The organism is Mesorhizobium sp. L-2-11, assembly GCF_016756595.1.
In the GTDB taxonomy this organism is placed as follows: domain Bacteria; phylum Pseudomonadota; class Alphaproteobacteria; order Rhizobiales; family Rhizobiaceae; genus Mesorhizobium.
The window spans coordinates 1,364,903-1,378,122 of record NZ_AP023257.1 but is presented as its reverse complement, the minus strand read 5'-3'; the positions used below and the strand labels follow the sequence as shown (position 1 = coordinate 1,378,122).

At 64.3% G+C, this 13,220-nt stretch carries 11 protein-coding genes; 6 read left to right on the top strand and 5 right to left on the bottom strand.

Going from position 1 to position 13,220, the window contains the following annotated elements:
* Positions 1 to 46 precede the first annotated feature (46 nt).
* Positions 47 to 733 (bottom strand): thiol:disulfide interchange protein TlpA, encoded by a 687-nt coding sequence (gene tlpA, locus JG739_RS06650; protein WP_202365777.1) that lies wholly within the window; start codon positions 731 to 733, stop codon positions 47 to 49.
* Positions 734 to 766: 33 nt separating this feature from the next.
* Here tlpA and argH point away from each other — a divergent pair, with 33 nt between their 5' ends.
* The 3 genes from argH (at position 767) to lysA (ending at position 3,762) form a co-directional block, all read left to right on the top strand.
* Positions 767 to 2,167 (top strand): argininosuccinate lyase, encoded by a 1,401-nt coding sequence (argH, locus tag JG739_RS06645; protein WP_202365776.1) that lies wholly within the window; start codon positions 767 to 769, stop codon positions 2,165 to 2,167.
* Positions 2,168 to 2,234: 67 nt separating this feature from the next.
* A complete protein-coding gene (locus tag JG739_RS06640) occupies positions 2,235 to 2,441 on the top strand; it encodes a lipoprotein (RefSeq protein ID WP_095493413.1) in 207 nt (68 codons plus the stop codon).
* A gap of 52 nt (positions 2,442 to 2,493) precedes the next feature.
* The gene (gene lysA / locus JG739_RS06635; protein WP_202365775.1) at positions 2,494 to 3,762 is read left to right on the top strand and encodes a diaminopimelate decarboxylase; all 1,269 of its coding nucleotides are present in this window, start codon (positions 2,494 to 2,496) and stop codon (positions 3,760 to 3,762) included.
* Positions 3,763 to 3,793: 31 nt separating this feature from the next.
* Here lysA and JG739_RS06630 read toward each other — a convergent pair whose 3' ends face one another.
* Entirely contained in the window at positions 3,794 to 4,096 is a 303-nt protein-coding gene (locus JG739_RS06630; RefSeq protein WP_202365774.1) for an ArsR/SmtB family transcription factor, read from the bottom strand.
* A gap of 50 nt (positions 4,097 to 4,146) precedes the next feature.
* On the opposite strand from JG739_RS06630, the gene JG739_RS06625 reads away from it, so the two are divergent.
* Positions 4,147 to 5,088, top strand: coding sequence for a threonine/serine dehydratase (locus JG739_RS06625; protein ID WP_202365773.1), 942 nt, complete (start codon positions 4,147 to 4,149; stop codon positions 5,086 to 5,088).
* Positions 5,089 to 5,278: 190 nt separating this feature from the next.
* On the top strand, positions 5,279 to 7,951 hold the full coding sequence (locus JG739_RS06620) for a TIGR02302 family protein (protein ID WP_202365772.1): 2,673 nt from the start codon (positions 5,279 to 5,281) through the stop codon (positions 7,949 to 7,951).
* A 387-nt stretch (positions 7,952 to 8,338) separates the two neighbouring features.
* On the opposite strand, the gene JG739_RS06615 is transcribed toward JG739_RS06620, so the two are convergent.
* A complete protein-coding gene (locus JG739_RS06615) occupies positions 8,339 to 10,084 on the bottom strand; it encodes an adenylate/guanylate cyclase domain-containing protein (protein ID WP_202365771.1) in 1,746 nt (581 codons plus the stop codon).
* 536 nt (positions 10,085 to 10,620) lie between these two features.
* A complete protein-coding gene (locus JG739_RS06610; RefSeq protein ID WP_202365770.1) occupies positions 10,621 to 11,478 on the bottom strand; it encodes a LysR family transcriptional regulator in 858 nt (285 codons plus the stop codon).
* A 266-nt stretch (positions 11,479 to 11,744) separates the two neighbouring features.
* Here JG739_RS06610 and JG739_RS06605 point away from each other — a divergent pair, with 266 nt between their 5' ends.
* On the top strand, positions 11,745 to 12,695 hold the full coding sequence (locus JG739_RS06605) for a DMT family transporter (protein ID WP_202367363.1): 951 nt from the start codon (positions 11,745 to 11,747) through the stop codon (positions 12,693 to 12,695).
* 124 nt (positions 12,696 to 12,819) lie between these two features.
* On the opposite strand, the gene JG739_RS06600 is transcribed toward JG739_RS06605, so the two are convergent.
* Positions 12,820 to 13,191, bottom strand: a complete 372-nt coding sequence (locus JG739_RS06600; RefSeq protein ID WP_202365769.1) for a response regulator — start codon at positions 13,189 to 13,191, stop codon at positions 12,820 to 12,822.
* Between the last annotated feature and the right edge of the window lie 29 nt (positions 13,192 to 13,220).

Below are 13,220 nucleotides of genomic sequence, written 5' to 3'. Positions count from 1 at the left end.
CCGGTAATAGCCGGCGCCTAAAGAGCGCACTCTTGCGCGACATGCATTAGTCCGACTTGCCGAGCGCCGTCTCGACCAGCCGCTTGGCGTCCGGGCTCGACCATTCGGCCGGGCCGTTCATGTGGGCGATCAGGCAGCCTTCCGCGTCGATCAGCATGGTGACCGGCAGGCCGAGCGCCAGACCGCGCGTCTTGAGATCGTTGAACAGCGCCATCGTCGAATCGCGGTAGTAGCCGAGCGCCTCGACGCCGGTTTCCTCGAGGAACTTCTTCGGCTTACTGTCGTCGCCGGCATCAACGTTGACCGCGACGACCTCGAAGGCGTCGCTGCCCATTTCTTTCTGCAGCGCGTCGAACGCCGGCATTTCGGCGCGGCAGGGCGCGCACCATGTCGCCCACAGATTGAGCAGCACCGTCTTGCCGGCATGGTCGGCGAGCGTCATCGGCTTGCCGTCGGGGCTGTTGAAGGCAAGGCCCTTCAGCGATTGCGGCGGATCGGCCGGCAAAAGTGCTGCAACCTGGCCGGTGGCAGCCGCCGCCACCGTCCTGGCGCGGTCGGCCTTGGCGGCGCAGGCGACATCGTCCTTGCTGTCGCCAACCGCGACTTGAGCGGGGGCGTTGTTGCCAGAACCGCTTTCGCTGACATATACCGCGACCGCGCCGGCCAGCACGCCTGCCACCAAAGCGGCAAGGATGAGGCGCGGGGCCGGGAAAAATCGATTGCCGTCTGACATTTCTTAAACTGCTCCGGAGCACGGGTTATAGCGATGAACGACAAGAAGGCCAGCAACCAGATGTGGGGCGGACGTTTTGCCTCGGGTCCGGCCGCGATCATGGAAGCGATCAACGCGTCGATCTCGTTCGACCGCAAACTCTATGCGCAGGATATCAGAGGCTCGATCGCCCACAGCGAGATGCTGGCGCAAACCGGCATTATTTCGGCGGCCGATCAAGAAAAAATCGCTCACGGGCTGAACACGATCCTGGCAGAGATCGAAGCCGGCACGTTCGCGTTCTCGACCAGACTGGAAGACATCCACATGAATGTCGAGGCCCGCCTTGCCGAGCTGATCGGCTCGGCTGCCGGCCGCCTGCATACCGCCCGTTCGCGCAACGACCAGGTGGCGGTCGATCTCAGGCTGTGGGTCAAGGACGAGTGCCTTCGCGTCGCCGAGGCGCTGAAGGGCCTGATCACGGCGTTCCTGGAACGGGCCGAGGAGCATGCGGCAACGGTGATGCCGGGCTTCACCCACATGCAGGCGGCGCAACCGGTGACCTTCGGCCATCACTGCATGGCCTATGTCGAGATGTTCTCGCGCGACCTGTCACGTGTTCGCGACGCCATCGAGCGGATGGACGAAAGCCCGCTCGGTGCGGCCGCGCTTGCCGGCACCAGCTTTCCGATCGACCGGCACCAGACGGCCAGGGCGCTCGGCTTCCGCGAGCCGATGCGCAATTCCCTCGACAGCGTTTCTGACCGCGATTTCGCGCTCGAGTTTTTAGGGCTGGCGGCGATCTGCGCGACACATCTGTCGCGACTGGCCGAAGAAATCATCATCTGGTCGACGCCGCAATTCGGCTTCGTCAGGCTGTCGGACTCATTCTCCACCGGCTCCTCGATCATGCCGCAGAAGAAGAACCCCGACGCCGCCGAGCTGGTGCGCGGCAAGACCGGCCGCGTCACCGGCCATCTGGTTGGCCTGCTGACTGTCATGAAGGGCATTCCGCTGACCTACGGCAAGGACATGCAGGAAGACAAGGAATCAGTGTTCGACACCGCCGAGACGCTTGACCTGATGCTGGCGGCGATGACCGGCATGGTGCGTGACATGACGGTGAATGCCGCCGCCATGAAGAGGGCCGCCGGATCAGGCTATGCGACCGCGACCGATCTCGCCGATTGGCTGGTGCGTAGTCTCGGCCTGCCATTCCGCGAGGCGCACCACGTCACCGGCCGCGCCGTGGCGCTGGCCGAAGAGAGGAAGATCGGGCTCGACAGGCTGCCGCTGGAGGACTTGCAGTCCATTCACCCCGGCATCACGACGGACGTGTTTTCCGTGCTTGCCGTGCAGAACTCGGTGAAGAGCCGCACGAGCTTCGGCGGCACCGCGCCGTCCGAAGTGAGGAAGCAGATCCGATACTGGAAAAAGCACATCGCCAAGGCGTGATGCCGGGGTGCAAAGCCAGAAAAACTCGGCTAAAAGCGGCGGGCAAAAGTTTCGGACGGATGGATCGATGACCGCAAGCAGGATTTTGGTGACGCTCGCGCTGCTGGCGGCGCTGGCAACCGTAACGGCCTGCGGCAGGAAAGCCGGCCTCGAGACGCCCTATGAGGCGGCCGTGCAGGCGCGCAAGGACGCACAAAAGGCCGAGCAGCCCGTGCCGCCCGAGCCGGAAAAACCGGTCAAGGACAAGAAGTTCATTCTCGACCCGTTGATCTAGAGCCGATGAGATCGGCCGATCTCATCGTGCTCCAACTTCCGGAATCTCTGTTGTGAACCATTTCGACTACCGCGACGGCGTGCTGCATGCCGAGGACGTGGCGATATCAGATATCGCCGCAAGCGTCGGCACACCGTTCTATTGTTATTCGACGGCGACGCTGACCAGGCATTTCCGCGTGTTTGCGCAGGCCTTTGCCGGGCTCGACGCGCTGGTCTGCTATGCCATGAAGGCGAATTCCAACCAGGCGGTGCTGAAGATCCTGGCAAAACTCGGCGCCGGCGCCGACGTGGTCTCGGAAGGCGAATTGCGCCGCGCGCTGGCCGCCGGCATTCCGGCCAACAAGATCCTGTTTTCGGGCGTCGGCAAGACCGCGCGCGAAATGGATTTTGCGCTCTCGGCCGGCATTCTCTGCTTCAACGTCGAATCCGAGCCGGAATTGGAATTGCTGTCGACCCGCGCCACGGCGCTGGGCAAGGTGGCGCCGATCTCGCTGCGCATCAACCCGGATGTCGATGCCAAGACCCACAAGAAGATCTCCACCGGCAGGGCCGAGAACAAGTTCGGCATTCCTTGGCAGAAGGCGCGCCAGGTCTATGCCCGCGCGGCTGAACTGCCTGGCATCAAGGTCACCGGTATCGACACCCATATCGGCAGCCAGATCACCGAATTGCAGCCCTTCGACGACGCCTTCGCGCTGCTGATTGAACTGGTCGGAGTGCTGCGTGCCGACGGGCACGCCATCGAGCATATCGATCTCGGCGGCGGTCTCGGTATCCCCTACCGCGTCGACAACAGCCCGCCTCCCTTGCCCGACGCTTATGCCCAGATCGTCAGGAAGCACGTCGCCAAGCTCGGGCTGAAGGTGATGTTCGAGCCGGGCCGGCTGATATCAGGCAATGCCGGTGTCCTCGTCTCGCAAGTGATCTTCGTGAAGGAGGGCGACGCCAAGAACTTCCTGGTCGTCGACGCCGCGATGAACGATCTGATCCGGCCGACACTCTATGACGCCTTCCATGACATCAAGCCGGTGGTGCAGCAGCCGGCCGCGGCGCCGCGCATGACGGTCGACGTGGTCGGCCCGGTCTGCGAGACCGGCGATTATCTCGGCCTCGACCGCGACCTGCCGCGGCTGAAGGCCGGCGACCTGATCTCCGTCGCCACCGCCGGCGCCTATGGCGCGGTGCAGGCCGGCACTTACAACACCAGGCCGCTGGTGCCCGAAGTGCTGGTCGACGGCGACCGTTTCCATGTCGTGCGCCCGCGCCAGACTTATGACGAGCTGATCGGGCTGGATTCGCTGCCTGATTGGCTGGAATAGAGCGCCTGCGGCGTCACAGCCGGAGCTGAAGCTACAGCCGGTGCTGAATCAGCGCCCTGGTCTCGGCGATCCTGTCCTCGTCGCGGCGATAGAATATCCACTGCTTGATGCGTTTGCTGCGCAGAAGGCCCGCTTGGGTGAGCACCCGCATATGCTCGCTAAGCGTCGCCTGGGTGATGCCTAGCTTTTCGGCGATCAGCAGCGCGCAGACGCCATCCTCGACCAGATCGCCATCCGCTTGGCGTGGGAAATGCGCGCGCGGATCCTTCAGCCAATCGAGGATTTGCAGCCTGCGCGCGTTGGCGATCGCCTTAAAAACATCGACCTCTTGCATTTAGCCATTTTGCTAAGTTACTAAGTGAAGTCAACCCTCGGGAGCAGACCATGCTGAACGGCAATATGATCACCCGCGAGCGCATCGCCGCAATGGAACCGCGCATTCGGCCATTCGTGCGCCACACGCCGGTGCTGCGCATCGACATGGCCGATTTCGGCCGTCCGCCTCTTGCCGTCGACCTGAAGCTCGAATGTCTGCAGCATTCCGGCTCGTTCAAGGCGCGCGGCGCGTTCACCAATCTTCTCGAACGGCCGGTTCCCGCGGCTGGCGTCGTCGCCGCATCCGGCGGCAATCATGGTGCCGCGGTCGCCTATGCCGCCATGCGGCTCGGCCACAAGGCGACGATCTTTGTTCCCGAAGTGAGCCCGCCGGCCAAGCTGGAACGCATCCGCGGCTACGGCGCCGAGCTGGTCGTCGGCGGCGCGCGCTATGCCGAGGCACTGGCAGCCAGCGAAGACTTTGCCGAAAGGTCCGGGGCGCTGCAGATCCATGCTTTCAACCAGGAGGAAACGCTGGTCGGGCAAGGCACGCTCGGCCTCGAGATCGAGGCCGACCTGCCTGAGCTCGACACGCTGCTGGTCGCCGTCGGCGGCGGCGGCCTGATCGGCGGCATCGCCGCCTGGTTTGCCGGCCGCATCAGGATCATCGCCGTCGAGCCGGAGGGCGCGCCGACGCTTCATCGCGCCTTCGAAGCCGGCCGGCCTGTCGATGCGCCGACTGAGGGCATCGCCGCCGATTCGCTGGCGCCGAAGCGCGTCGGCGAAGTGATGTTTCCGATCGCCGAGGCCTTCGTCGAGCGTTCCATACTGGTCAGCGACGACGAGATCATCGCCGCGCAGGCGGCGCTTTGGGACCGGGTGCGAATCATCTCCGAGCCGGGCGGCGCCGCGGCCTTCGCGGCGCTCCTGTCCGGCCGCTACGCGCCCGCTGCGGGCGAGCGCATCGCCGTGCTGGTCTGCGGTGCAAACGCCAATCCGGCTAAATTCTGACGATAGCGGGGGCAGTCCTGTTCACGTTTTAGGGAACTGCCTCGCCTTCGCCGTGTTTCTTGGTATCTTTGGTGCGACGTGCATCTAAGATGTTGAGTCCTTCGCATCCGATTTTCGGGGCGCATCCGATTTTCGGGCCGGTGCGATAAATTTGTGAGGTTCGGGTTATCCGCCCGAACAGGAAGGGCCGATGACGCAACGACCCACCTTCACCAGCGATCGCAGCCTGGCCGGGCGCCTTGCCCTGAGCCGGCTGGCGACGCGGGTTTCGATGACGGTCGAGCGTGGCTGGCCGTTGCTGCTGCCGCTCGTCATCGTCGCCAGCCTGTTCCTCAGCGTCTCGTGGCTCGGGCTCTTCCTTCTGCTGCCCGACACCGCGCGCATCGGTCTTGTGGCTGTGTTCGCCATCGCAGCCCTTGCCGCGCTCTATCCCTTGCGTTTCTTCCGGGTGCCGTCCAGTGCCGAGATCGACCGGCGCATCGAGGCGGCCAACCTCTTGCTGCACAGCCCGGTGCTGGTGCAGACGGACCGGCCGAGCGGCAGGGAAAGCATTTTTTCGCAAGCGCTGTGGCGCGAGCACCAAAAACGCATGGCCGAAAAACTCGGCAACCTCGGCGGCGATCTGCCGCGCACCCGGGTGCCGGAGCGCGACCCATGGGGGCTGCGCGCCGTGGCGGCGCTTGTGTTGGTCACCGCTTTCGCCTTCTCGTTCGGGCCGTCGGGCGGCCGCATCGCAGACGGGTTCAGTGCCCACGCGGCGCGCGACACTGTCCCGCCGCGCATTGACGCCTGGGTGACGCCGCCGGCCTACACCGGCAGGGCACCGGTCTTCCTCACTTCCCCAGCCCTCGCCAACCCGGCCCTCGCCAGCAATGCCAATCAGGCGCCGTCCACCTTCACCGTTCCCGAAGGCAGCGATGTGTCGCTGCGCGTCACCGGCGGTTCGGGCGAGGAAACGCTGAGCTTTGCCGACGCCGACGGCAACGCCCGCACCATCGAGCCGGCCGGACAGCAGGCCGACGCGGCCCAGTCGGCTGCGGGCCAGTCGGCTGTGGGCAAGCCGGCTGCGGCCAAGTCGGCTGCGGCACCCCTCTCCACAGTGCGCCAGTTCACCGGAAAGCTGACGGCCAACGGCACGCTGACGCTGAACTCGGGCGGCGACGAACTCGGCAGCTGGGCCTTCGCGGTGATCCCGGACAAGCCGCCGCAGATCCGCTTCGTCGGCGAGCCGAAACGCGCCGTCAACGGCTCCTTCGAGCTCAACTACCAGATCGACGACGACTATGGCGCAGCCTCCGCCAAGGCGGATTTCGTACCGGCCGACCCACCGGCGCCGAATGCGCATCCGCTCTATGGCCCGCCCGAAATGCCGCTGACGCTGCCGCGCCGCGGCGTTAAGGGGAATGCCGCCAAAACCACGAAGGACCTGACCGAGCATGTCTGGGCCGGCGGCAATATCAGGCTCAGGCTTGTCGCCACCGACGATGCCGGACATACGGCAACCAGCGAAACCAAGACGCTGGTGATGCCGGAGCGGCCTTTCTCCAACCCGCTGGCCAGGGCCGTGATCGAGCAGCGCCGGGTGCTGGCACTCGACGCCAACGCCAAGAGCCGCGTGCTCGACCTGATGGATGCGATCACGCTCAGGCCCGAAGATACGTTCGACAATATGGCGCATTACCTCGCCATCATGAGCGCCCGCACCCGGCTGAAGATGGCCGACAACGACGACAAATTGCGCGACGAAGTCGCCTATCTCTGGGAGATCGCGCTCGGCATTGAAGAAGGCAACCTTTCGGACGCCGAGCGGCGGCTGCGCCAGGCGCAGCAGGCGTTGCAGGACGCGATCAAGAACGGCGCCAGCGACGAGGAGATCGACAAGGCGATGAAGGAACTGCGCGAGGCGATGAACCAGTTCCTGCAGGAATTCGCCCAACGTGCGCAGCGGAATCCGAACGCGCCGCAGATGCAGCAGAACGGCCAGGAACTGCGCCAGAGTGATATCGAACGGATGATGGACCAGATCGAGAATCTGGCGAAGTCCGGCGATCGCGACAGCGCGCAGCAATTGCTTTCGCAACTGCAGGACATGATGAACAACCTGCAGGCCGGACGTCAGCAGCAGGGCGGCCAGCAGAACAGCGAAATGCGACAGCAGATGGACAAGCTCGGCGAGATCATGCGGCGCCAGCAGGAGATGATGAACGAAACCTTCCGCATGGACCAGATGCAGCGCGGCCAGCAACAGCGCGGGCAGAACCGCGACGAGCAGTTCGGCGAGAACGGCGAGCAGGGCCAAATGGGTGAACAAGGCGAGCAGCCCGGCCCAGGCGAAGACCGCGATCCGCTCGGCCGGCCGATGACGCCGGAGGAATTCGCCGACGCGCTGAAGCAGTTGCAGGAAGGCCAGGGCAAACTGCAAAGCGAGCTCGACCAGTTGAGAAAGGGTCTCGAAGGCATGGGGCTCGAGCCCAATGAGGGATTTGGCGAGGCCGGCAAATCGATGGGCGATGCCGAACAGGCGCTTGGCGACAGCGATGGCGATCAGGCGGTCGGTCACCAGGGCCGAGCGCTGGAAGCGTTGCGCAAGGGTGCCAAGGACATGATGAAGCAATTGCAGGCCATGCAGGGCGACGAGGGCGATGGCCAGCGCGGCGGCCGCCAGCAGAATGCCGACCGCGATCCGCTCGGCCGGCCACGCGCCACCGAGGGTCCAGATTTCGGCGATTCGGTGAAGGTGCCGGACGAGATCGACGTGCAGCGCGCCCGTCAGATCCTCGAAGCGATCCGCAAGCGGCTCGGCAACGCGCTCAGCCCCGACATCGAGCGCAGCTATCTGGAGCGGCTGCTGGAGCTGAAATAAAGCCGTCCTCTATATCAGGATGATCGCCTGCGCGGATCCAGGCTGCCATCGCCGGCTGCACAGTTTTTGGCGATATGCTCCAGTGTCAAACCCCAATCACTCTGAACGACCGAATTCGACCCTTTTCTGGCGTTCCATCGGAGATGGTTGAAGGGGAAACCATAACCCAACGGCGACATTTGTCTGGACCGTCGGTAGCTCTCGTCAGGGTGGAACCGGAGTTCGACGCGAACAGAGAGCTCGCCGGCTGTTCACGGCTGCTCTACGCGCTCAGTCCCCGGCAGCAAGCCGGCCAGAGAACTACCCTTCCAGAAGCGACGCGGGATGAAGGGACGTCGCCTGGCCGGACGTGACGCGCAGGAGAGGTCATCTTTGCAACCACGACGATCACTCCGGCACGCCGGAGATGCCAAGCGCCTCGACGTAACTCTCGGCGAACCCCTTGTCCCGCCACGGGTTGATCTGTCTCTGCAGGGTGAGCGTGTAGGTCGGGAATGCCTCCATCAGCCGCCGCGCCGCCGCCTTCGCCTCGTCCAGCCGGTTGAGTTTGACCAGCGCCATGATCACCACCCGGTGCGAGGAGCCGTAGTTCGGCATCTCGTGCAGCGCGCGTTCTCCCCATGCCAGCGCTTCTTCGTAGCGCTCGAGCATCAGGTAGCTCATCCCGATGCCGGAGAGCGCGATGCCCTTCTCGGGGTCGACGGGGCTCAGCCGCATTGCCCTGTGAAAGTGCTCGATCGCGACGAGCGGGCGGCTGGAATGTGCGTTCACCCAGCCGCTGCCCGTATGGCCCTGCGCCGAATTGGGGTTGAGCAGCAGGGATCGTTCGATCGTGCCCAGCGCCATCTCGTAGTCCTTCGCGCTGTAGGCGATCACCTGCGCGGCGAAGCGTAGGCTCGTGGGGTCGTCGCGCGCTTCCGCCAGTACCTCGCGCGCCATGCGCGCGGCGACCCGGATATCGTCGGGCTCGTGCCAGCACTGGCTCACGGATAGGCTGCGGATATAGGCGCCGAGTGCCTTCGCCAAGTTGAAGCTAGGATCGATGCTGAGCGCCTCGTTGGTGAGCCGGCGCACGTCGGCAAAGCCTTCGCGCGTCATGCTGTAGAAGCGCGGCAACGCGCGAAGGTAGAGGTCGTAGGCGCTGATGTAGTCGGTCGGCTTCATGCGCGCCTGCTTGATCTCCTGCAGCCGGATGCTCGGCTCGACGGCGCCGACGACGCTCTCGGTCACCTTGTCCTGCAGGTCGAAGATGTCGCTCATGTCGCCCTCGAAGCGGTCGGCCCAGACATGGTGTCCGCTGATCGCGTCCACCAACTGCCCACTGATGCGCACCCGCGATCCTGCTCTGCGGATGCTGCCTTCGAGCACGTAGCGGACGCCCAGTTCGCGCCCGACCTGGCGCAGGTCCACCGCCCGGCCCTTATAGGTGAAGGACGAGTTGCGGGCGATCACGAAGAAGGAGTTCACCCGGCTCAATCCCGTGATGATGTCCTCCACCAGCCCGTCGGCGAAGTATTCCTGGTCGGGATCGCCGCTCATGTTGGTGAAAGGCAGAACCGCGATCGAGGGTTTGTCGGGCAGGGAAGGCAGTGCAGCCACCGAGGCGCTGGCATCGGTCTCGACGCGGTAGGCGCGCACAGGCCGCTCGATGTTCTTGAGGCGCAGGACACCGAGCGGCGTGAAGCCGCAGTCGAGCTTGCCCTGAAGGTGGTCGTAGGCGGTGCCCGAGACGACCACGGTGCCGGGATCGGCGATGCTTTCGAGGCGGGCGGCGATGTTGACCCCGTCGCCGTAGAGGTCGCCGTCCTCCTCGCAGACCACGTCGCCGAGATTGACGCCAATGCGGAAGCGAATCCGCTCTTCCTCGGGCGCCTCCGCCTCGTGTTCTGCCAGGGCCTGCTGGATCGCCATCGCCGAGGTCACCGCGTTTACGACGCTCGCGAACTCGCACAGCATGCCGTCGCCGGTGAGCTTGACGATCCGACCCTGGTGCTCGGAAACCAGCGGTTCGAGGAGGTCCTTGCGGTAGATCTTCAGCCGCTCGAGCGTGCCGCGCTCGTCGCGCTCCGTCAGGCGCGAATAGCCGACCACGTCGCAAGCCAGGATCGCTGCGAGGCGGCGCTGCATGGTCATTGCACCGCTCAGCCAAGCGCCTGCACGCGGGCCGCCCCGCGTCCATGTCCCGCCAACGTCCGGACGCCCTACCTGCATGGTATCCATCTCTCCCAGTCGCCGCCCGTCGCCGATACAGAACGGAGAACGCGGCTCGACCTTGCCTTCACGAGACTTCGCTATCCCCGCTCGCGAGGCGTGGAGCGTTCCAGTCGCCGCGCGAACAGCCAACCGACGACACGCCCACGCAGCCTCTGGGGACGCTGACCACTCCCAGAAGGCCGGAGATGTTTCCTGCTCTGTGTAACCGGTTAACGCCACCGTGGTGGTGCTTTTGTCACCGCGATGTAACAGCGAGATGCCCTACGAACGCCGCACCGGGCATCGCACCAGACGTTCGCGCCTAGAGGTGGCGCTACCTACGCCTTCCGTTAGTCGGCTCAGACGACAAGAGTCCACCCTTCCACGACCTTCTTCTGGAGACGTTGAAGGGAAAAACTGACTCAAAGAGAACATGGCGACTGGACGTCTGCTACGACACACTGTCGAAAGCCCGTCTACCTGTTGGTGAACGCCTCGCGGATCGCCTCTTCCATGCCGTCTATGGCCTCGCCGGAAGCGTTCGGATTGCGCCGCAGCACCACGTTCGAGGAATCGATATCGCCGAACCCGTCGGCGGCGGTAAGTTCGCGGCAGCCGGCCGGGATGTTGCTGCGTGAGATCGGCGCAATCGCCAGCCCGGAGGTGACGGCAAGCCGCAGGCCGCCATTGGTATCGCTGGTATAGGCGACACGATAGGCGAGACCACGCTGTTCCAGCGACTTAATCGCGAAATCCTTGCACCAGCCGGCGCGGTTATAGAGCGCGATCGGCACCGGCCGCTCCTCATGCATGTGATGCAGCTCCGACGTCACCCACACGGTCGGATCATGCATCAGCACTTCACCGCCGGAGAGGTCCTGCCATTCGAACACCACCGCCAGATCGAGCTCGCCGGCGGCGAGCGCCGCGATCTGCGCACCGGAATGGGCGTAACGGACAGTGATATCGACCTGAGGATGGCGCTTGGCAAAGGCGCTGAGCGCGCGCGACAGGATCGCGTGGCCATATTCCTCCGGAATGCCGATGCGCACCGGTCCGCCAAGCGGCGCCGCGACCATCGATGCCGCCGTCTCGTCCAGCAGCGACACGATGCGGCGGGCGTTGACGATGAGTTCGCCGCCGCGGCGCGTCAGCGCCACACCCCGCGAGCCGCGCTCGAACAGGCTGTCGCCTACCATATCTTCGAGCTTCTTCATCTGCATCGAAACCGCCGACTGGGTACGGCCGGCCTGCACCGCAGCCTTGGTGAAATTGCCGGCGTCGGCGACCGCGACGAAGGTGCGCAGCAGATCGCTGTCGAGCGTGGGCTTCATTTGTCCGCCATAAGAAAATCTGATTGCTGGCATCATCCCAATTCGTTTGCAACATGTCAAACGGGGGATAATATTCGCTTCACCCATTGGATATGCGGCTGCGAAATCGGCTGCGGACCAAAAAAGTCCTCACTCGTACCCGCTGCCCGAAACGGTGGCGGGTTCTTTTTGATGCATGACGTGCGCAGCGGTTTTGCGACGACGACATGCCAAAAATTACGCAGCCCCAGCTCACGGGCCGCGCACGCAAGGAGCCGTCGAACGACATGCAGAACCGGATCGTCCTCGGCATGGCAAGCCTTTGCCTCGGCGTTCTGGTGTTCTCGCTCCAGGATCCGCTGATCAAGGCCGTATCGAGCACCTATCCGGTGACCGAGGTGATGGCGATCCGCTCGATCGTCGCCCTGCCCATTCTTCTCGTGCTCGTTCATGCCGATGTCGGGCTTAGGGCGATCTTTTCGAAGCGGATTCGCATGCTGACGATGCGCGCCATGATCCTGTTCACCTCCTACACGCTCTACTACCTGGCGATCGCCGCCCTGCCGCTTGCCGACGCGGTGGCGCTCTATTTCATGGCACCGCTATTCATCATGGCGCTTGCCGGCCCCTATCTCGGCGAACGGGTGGCGTGGCAAACGCTGGTCACCGTCATGGTCGGGATGCTCGGCGTGCTGGTGATGCTGCGACCCGGCGCCGGGCTGTTCGACTGGGCTGCGCTGCTGTCGCTGGCCTCGGCGGTGCTGTACGGTTTTTCGCAGTTGATGGCCCGCAAGATCGGCGACACCGAATCATCCACGGTCATGGCGTTCTATCAAAACGGCGTCTATCTCCTGGGCGCTGCAGCGGTCGCCGGGCTGTTCTGGCTGGCAGGAATAGCTCATGCCACGCATCCGAGCCTCGAATTCCTGGTCAGGCCATGGGTCTGGCCGACGTCAATCGACTTCATGACGATGGCCGCCTGCGGCGTCGTCGCTTCGGCCGGGATGATCCTGTTGTCGCAGGCCTACCGGCTGGCGCCCGCCAACAGCGTCGCCACCTTCGAATACACCGGCATCATCTGGTCGCCGCTGTGGGGCTTCCTGTTCTTTGCCGAAGTGCCGCGATCGACCACCGTCATCGGCGCCGCCCTCATCATCGGCGCCGGTCTGTTCGCGCTCAGCGCCAGCCGGCGCCGGAGCAGCGCGCCGGCAATCGCGGCGACCTGCGATCCGGCCTGACCGCGGTTAGAGCGACGTGCGTCCACTTGGACGCACAAAGTACGCTCTAACACTTTGAATCGACGCATCATGCTTTCCGAAAATCGATTCCGATTTTCGGGCCTATGCGGTAGGCCTTAGGCTTTTAAGCGAAACAGGCGAGCGCCCGTTCGACGCGCGCGCGGATTTCGGCCAGCGTGAACGGCTTCTGCACGACGTCCACAATGACGCCGTTCAATTCCTCGGCGCGCTCGCGCTGGTCGGCATAGCCGGTCATCAGCAATATCTTCATTGCCGGGAAAAGCGATGCAGCCGCCTTGGCCATTTGGATGCCGTCCATCCCCGGCATCCGGATATCCGAGACGACAAGGTCGTAGCCACCACGTGCAGCGCGGATCAAGGCAAGCCCCTGCGCGCCGTCGGCGGCGATGTCGATCATATGCCCGGCGCGTTCGAGCGCGCGAGCGGCGAGGGTGCGGACGGACTCATCGTCCTCAACGATCAGGAGCTTTGCCATAGCGCAAAGTTTGGCGAGGAAAAGTTGAC

Bases quoted from the DNA above. Each gene is read 5' to 3' on its own strand.
- tlpA (WP_202365777.1), bottom strand. From the start codon at position 733: ATGTCAGACGGCAATCGATTTTTCCCGGCCCCGCGCCTCATCCTTGCC.
- argH (WP_202365776.1), top strand. From the start codon at position 767: ATGAACGACAAGAAGGCCAGCAACCAGATGTGGGGCGGACGTTTTGCC.
- JG739_RS06640 (WP_095493413.1), top strand. From the start codon at position 2,235: ATGACCGCAAGCAGGATTTTGGTGACGCTCGCGCTGCTGGCGGCGCTG.
- JG739_RS06630 (WP_202365774.1), bottom strand. From the start codon at position 4,096: ATGCAAGAGGTCGATGTTTTTAAGGCGATCGCCAACGCGCGCAGGCTG.
- JG739_RS06625 (WP_202365773.1), top strand. From the start codon at position 4,147: ATGCTGAACGGCAATATGATCACCCGCGAGCGCATCGCCGCAATGGAA.
- JG739_RS06620 (WP_202365772.1), top strand. From the start codon at position 5,279: ATGACGCAACGACCCACCTTCACCAGCGATCGCAGCCTGGCCGGGCGC.
- JG739_RS06615 (WP_202365771.1), bottom strand. From the start codon at position 10,084: ATGACCATGCAGCGCCGCCTCGCAGCGATCCTGGCTTGCGACGTGGTC.
- JG739_RS06610 (WP_202365770.1), bottom strand. From the start codon at position 11,478: ATGAAGCCCACGCTCGACAGCGATCTGCTGCGCACCTTCGTCGCGGTC.
- JG739_RS06605 (WP_202367363.1), top strand. From the start codon at position 11,745: ATGCAGAACCGGATCGTCCTCGGCATGGCAAGCCTTTGCCTCGGCGTT.
- JG739_RS06600 (WP_202365769.1), bottom strand. From the start codon at position 13,191: ATGGCAAAGCTCCTGATCGTTGAGGACGATGAGTCCGTCCGCACCCTC.